Annotated in this window: 5 protein-coding genes and 1 pseudogene; 3 read left to right on the plus strand and 3 right to left on the minus strand. The window is 73.2% G+C overall.

Features of this window, described 5'->3' with window-relative positions; all coding sequences use genetic code 11:
* Positions 1-1,176 (plus strand): glycosyltransferase (locus AC1DP0_RS18115; protein WP_478087115.1); only part of this gene is annotated, 1,176 nt, incomplete at its 5' end.
* Positions 1,177-1,209: 33 nt separating this feature from the next.
* A complete protein-coding gene (locus AC1DP0_RS18120; protein WP_478087119.1) occupies positions 1,210-2,172 on the plus strand; it encodes a lysylphosphatidylglycerol synthase domain-containing protein in 963 nt (320 codons plus the stop codon).
* A gap of 30 nt (positions 2,173-2,202) precedes the next feature.
* On the opposite strand, the gene AC1DP0_RS18125 is transcribed toward AC1DP0_RS18120, so the two are convergent.
* Positions 2,203-2,637 carry a nitroreductase family deazaflavin-dependent oxidoreductase gene (locus AC1DP0_RS18125; protein ID WP_478087123.1) on the minus strand — a complete coding sequence of 145 codons (435 nt, stop codon included), beginning with the start codon at positions 2,635-2,637 and terminating at the stop codon, positions 2,203-2,205.
* A 125-nt stretch (positions 2,638-2,762) separates the two neighbouring features.
* A complete protein-coding gene (locus AC1DP0_RS18130; RefSeq protein ID WP_478087126.1) occupies positions 2,763-3,506 on the minus strand; it encodes a DUF3105 domain-containing protein in 744 nt (247 codons plus the stop codon).
* Positions 3,507-3,627: 121 nt separating this feature from the next.
* Between AC1DP0_RS18130 and AC1DP0_RS18135 the strand changes: the two genes are divergently transcribed.
* Positions 3,628-4,554: a DNA-3-methyladenine glycosylase family protein gene (locus AC1DP0_RS18135; RefSeq protein WP_478087129.1), complete on the plus strand. Its 927-nt coding sequence runs from the start codon at positions 3,628-3,630 to the stop codon at positions 4,552-4,554.
* A 56-nt stretch (positions 4,555-4,610) separates the two neighbouring features.
* Here the strand turns inward: AC1DP0_RS18135 and AC1DP0_RS18140 are convergent.
* Positions 4,611-4,842: pseudogene (locus tag AC1DP0_RS18140) on the minus strand (acyl-CoA thioesterase); the annotation flags it as partial.

The raw sequence follows: 4,842 nt of genomic DNA on the forward strand, positions 1-4,842 counted from the left end.
GTCCTCGGCCACGCGCACGGCCTGCCGGTGCTCGCCTCCGACATCGCGCCCTTCTCGCAGCAGGTGGTCGACGGTGTCAACGGGTTGCTCGTCCCGCCCGAGGACGAGCGCGCCCTGTCCGAGGCGCTGCGCCGACTCGGCGACCCGGAAGTGCGCCGCAGACTCGCCGAGGGCGTCCAGACGCCAGACCTGTCGGGGCCGTGGGCGCACTACCTCGGCACGCTCGAGGCCCTCTCCGTCGACGAGAGCGTGCTGCTCGGTGGCCTCTCCGGCTGGTCGTATGCCGCCGCCCCCGACCCGCTCTCCGGTGACGGTCCCAGCGACGGCCTCGACGACGACCCCGACGGCGACCCCGACGGCGACGACCATGTCGAGCGCTCCCTGCCGGGCGGGGGAGCGGCGAGCGCCGGGGCGGTGGCGGAGCCAGGTAGGGTCGCCCGCGGCCGCCGCATCGTCACGAGCGCGACCCGCCGGGTCGCCGGTCGGGCCCGACGCAGCGCCGAACGGGCTCTCGCGGCCCGGCGGCCCCTGGTCTCCCTGCGTCCCGACGACCTGCCCGAGTGGGTGCTCGCCACCGACGTGCTCGGTGAGCCGGACGAGGCCGACGACGCCCGCCGCCTCTCGCGCATCCTCGGCCTGCCGCGGTCGCTCGACAGCGTCTCGGCCTGGGCGGCCCTCGGGGCCCTGGCGGCGATCCTGCGCGTGCGCGACGACGGGCGGCGCAGCGCGGTCATCGTCGACGAGGGCGGCACGCGGTCCCTGCTGTCACGGTGGGCCCGGGCCGTCGGCTTCGCGCCCGTGGAGATCGACTTCACCGGATCCCACCCGAGCGTGGCAGCGCTCGACGTGGACACCGGCTCCCTCGACGTCATCGTGCGGATCCACCCCACCGGCTGCGACGCCGACGACGTGGACCACGTGCTCGAGCAGGCCTCCTGGGCGCTCCGGTCCGGCGGGCTGCTCGTCGTCACGATCCCCATCGGTCCGCGTGCCGCCGAGGGCGCGGTCGGTCCGGCGGACGTGCGAGGGCTGCTCGCGCGAGCCCACGACGCGGGCTTCGTGCTCGTCGGGGACCTCGACGGCGACGTCAACGCACGGATGCGGGAGGCGGCGTCACGTGCGCGCGCCGACGACGCGGCATACGGTCTCGTCCGTCTCACGCTGCGGCGGCGCTGAGCATCACCGTGGCCCTGCGATGATGGTGCGGACATGACCCGCCAGAAGATCCTCACCGTCCTCCGCGTGGCCATCGCGCTCATCACGCTCGCAGCCGTCGTCTACGCCGTCGTCCGCAACTGGGCCGACGTCTCCGTCCACCTCGACCAGATCTCGTGGTCGACGTTCCTGTGGTCGATGCTCGCCGCCGCCGTCGGGACCGCGCTGACGATGGTCGGCTGGAGGACGCTGCTGCGCGACCTCGGCTCCGACCTGCACATCGCCCCGGCGTCGGGCGTCTACTTCGTCGGTCAGCTCGGCAAGTACCTTCCCGGCTCGCTGTGGTCGGTGCTCGTGCAGGCCGACATCGCGAGCCACCTCAAGGTGCCCCGCCGGCGCACCGCGGTCACCGGGCTGCTCGCGCTCGGGCTGTCCCTGCTGACGGGCCTGCTCGTCGGGCTGCCCGCAGCGTCCTTCCTCCTGAGGAGCGACTCGTCGGGCTTCGACTGGTGGCTGCTGCTCGCCATCCCGATCCTCGTCGTGCTGTGCGTGCCCCAGCTGCTCAACGCCGTCATCGACCGGACCCTGCGTACGTTGAAGCGCGAGCCACTCGAGCACGGGCTGTCGGCCCGCGCGGTCCTGCGCGCGGTCGCCACCTTCATCCTCGTGTGGATCGCCTTCGGGCTGCACACGTTGCTGCTCGCCCGCGCCGTCGCCGGTGACGGCGCCCATCCCGACCTCACCACCGCGGCCATGACCGGCTATGCCCTGTCGGTCTCCCTCGGCATGCTGACGATCGTGCTGCCCGCCGGACTCGGTGCGCGTGAGGGGCTGCTGACGCTCATCCTGTCGACGGCGATGCCGACCCCGGCGGCGGCTGCCGTCGCCATCATGTCGCGGTTCATCGTCACCATCGTCGACGTCGTGGCGGCGCTCGGGGGCTGGCTCTACGCCCGGTCGCACCACCTGGTCACCGAGCACCACGCCGTCCGCGACGAGAGCGACCTCAGCGTCTGACCGCGTCCGCGCCGGGTCGTGCGCTCCGGACTAGCGGCGCTCGAGGACGAAGACCGGGATGAGACGGTCGGTCTTCGTCTGGTACTCCCCGTAGGAGGGGAAGGCCGCGACGCACCGCTGCCACCACTGCTCGCGCTCCTCGCCCTCGAGCTCACGGGCGTGGACCGGGAACGTCTCGGTGCCGGCCTGCAGCTCGATGTCGGGGTGGGCGAGGAGGTTGTGGTACCACTTCGGGTGCGCCGGGGCTCCGCCCTGGCTCGCGACCGCGGCGAAGGCGCCGTCGTGCTCGACCCGCATCAGGGGGACCTTGCGGATGGCGTCCGTCTTGGCGCCGCGCATCGTCAGCATCACCACGGGCAGGCCCATGATGTCGACGGAGTCGGTCGTGCCGGTGTGCTCGATCGTCTCGACCTGCTTGCGCACCCAGTCGCTGGGGCTGGGGACGTACTCGCCGGTGATAGTCATGGCGGCAGGTTAACCCGGCCGCGCGTCACCAGCCCCAGTGGCCCGTGGTGGGAGGCGGTCCGGAAGTGCGCTCGAGAGGGCTCAGGAGCCGCTCAGCAGCGGCCCCAGGAGAGGCTCGGAGCGGTTCAGGCGGCGCCGGGCTCGGGTGCCGAGCTCCACGGGTGGTTCTTGACGAAGTCCTCGACGACCGTGGTGTTGAGGCCGCCGCACAGCTGGCGGTGGCCCATCTGGGTTCCCACCTTGCCGCTGGCCTGGTCGACGTCGGCCGACCAGTGCGACAGGGCGTACTTCTTGCCGGCGGGGAACGCGCCGTAGGAGGGGTCCCACGGGCTGATGAGGAACTTGTTCGCCGACTCCTTCATGGCGTTGACCTTGGTGGCGAGCGCCTGGAACGCGGCGGCCTGCTCCTTCTCGACGGAGCGGTCGTACCAGAGGATGGTGTAGCCGTGCTCGAGGTTGTGCACCAGGGTCTCGATGCGGGGCGCGTCGGCGACGGTGTAGACGCGGCGGGAGTCGACGGCGGGGGTCACGAAGTGCTTGCCGCTCGACGGCGGGACCGTGGCGTACTGAATCCTCGTGACGTCGGCCTGCGGCGTGCCGGGGCCGACGTGGTCGCTCGACCCGCTCGCCGGGTCGTTCGTGACGGCGTCGCACGAGGCGGCGGCGATGTCCCCGTTGATGTTCGCCAGGGCCTCGTTCTTCTTGTTCTGCTCACCGATGATCGCCCAGGCGACGGCGGCGCCGATGATGGCGACGACCGCGACGCAGGCACCGATGACGACGAAGAGGCGACGGCGTTCGGCCCTCTTCTGGGCCGCCTGCATCTCGGCGACGCGCTCGCGGCGGTCTCGGGTCGTCTCGCGGGCCATCGTTCCTCGTTCCTGTCGGTCTGTCGGCAGCGCCGGACCCCGTGGTGGCGGGTGAGCAGGTCGGCGTCCGGGCCTGATGTCGTCCCGTTCAACAACCGTGCCGAGTGTAGGCGAGGATGGTGTGGTGCCCGAACCGTCGACCCGCCACTGGCGCAGCGGCCGCGAGATCGCGCTCCGCGCCCAGCTCGGGGTCTTCCGCCGGGGTTCGGGCGACCCCACGTCGCGGTTCGGTCGGGAGGGCACGGTGACGCGGGCGGCCCAGACGCCCGAGGGCGTCGGCACGCTGCATCTCATCTGCCGGCCCGGGGACTCGGAGGTCCACGCGCAGGCGTGGGGGCCGGGTGCCGCGTGGCTGCTCGAGTCCGTGCCGGCCCTGCTCGGCGAGGAGGACGACCCCTCGGGGTTCGAGCCGCACCACGACGTCGTCGCCGAGGCGTGGCGCCGCTTCGCCCACTGGCGGGTGCCGCGTTCGGGCCTCGTGCTCGACGCGCTCGCGCCGGCCGTCATCGAGCAGAAGGTGACCGGCCAGGAGGCGTTCGCCGGCTACCGCGTGCTCGTCCGTCGTTTCGGTGCGCCCGCGCCGGGGCCGTTCCCGGGGCTGATGGCGCCGCCGACGGCGGCCGGATGGGCGGCGATCCCGTCCTGGGCGTGGCTGCAGGCGTCCGTCGACGGCGCCCGCTCGCGGACCGTCGTGCGAGCTGCGGGGTATGCCGGCCGGCTCGAGGAGGGCGCGTCCGTGTCGGTCGCCGAGGCGCACCGTCGACTGCGTGCCCTGCCCGGTGTCGGGGTGTGGACCGCGGCGGAGGTCGCCCAGCGCGCGCTCGGCGACCCGGACTCCGTCTCGTTCGGCGACTACCACGTGGCCAAGGACATCGGCTGGGCCCTGACCGGCACCCCGGTCGACGACGACGGGCTCGCCGAGCTGCTCGAGCCCTACCGGGGTCACCGCTACCGCGTGCAGCACCTGCTCGGTCTCGCGGGCCAGCGCCGACCGCGGCGTGGTCCGCGGATGGCGCCGCGGACCCATCTGCCGACGCGCGCCCGCTGACCGGCACCGGGTCGCACCTCCGGCCGGGCCCGACGCCTCGGGGAAGCCGTGCCGCCTCAGGGGATGTGGCGCTCGGCGTCGACCTGGTTGCGCATCGCGACGAGCTCGAGTGCGTGGTCGCGCAGGGCGACGTCCTCGTCGCTGGCCGGGGTCCACGGTCTGGCGGCGACGGCGCTGCCGTTGCTGTCGAGGGGCACGAAGACGATGAGGGAGTGCGTGGTGAGGTCGAGCTCGTCCGTGGCAGGGTCACCCGAGCGCACGTGGACGCTGATGTGCATGCTCGAGGTG

It is taken from the genome of Terrabacter sp. P5_B1, assembly GCF_056400505.1.

Excerpts from the sequence above, each read along its gene's own strand:
- AC1DP0_RS18120 (WP_478087119.1), top strand. The coding sequence starts at position 1,210 with ATGACCCGCCAGAAGATCCTCACCGTCCTCCGCGTGGCCATCGCGCTC.
- AC1DP0_RS18130 (WP_478087126.1), bottom strand. The coding sequence starts at position 3,506 with ATGGCCCGCGAGACGACCCGAGACCGCCGCGAGCGCGTCGCCGAGATG.
- AC1DP0_RS18125 (WP_478087123.1), bottom strand. The coding sequence starts at position 2,637 with ATGACTATCACCGGCGAGTACGTCCCCAGCCCCAGCGACTGGGTGCGC.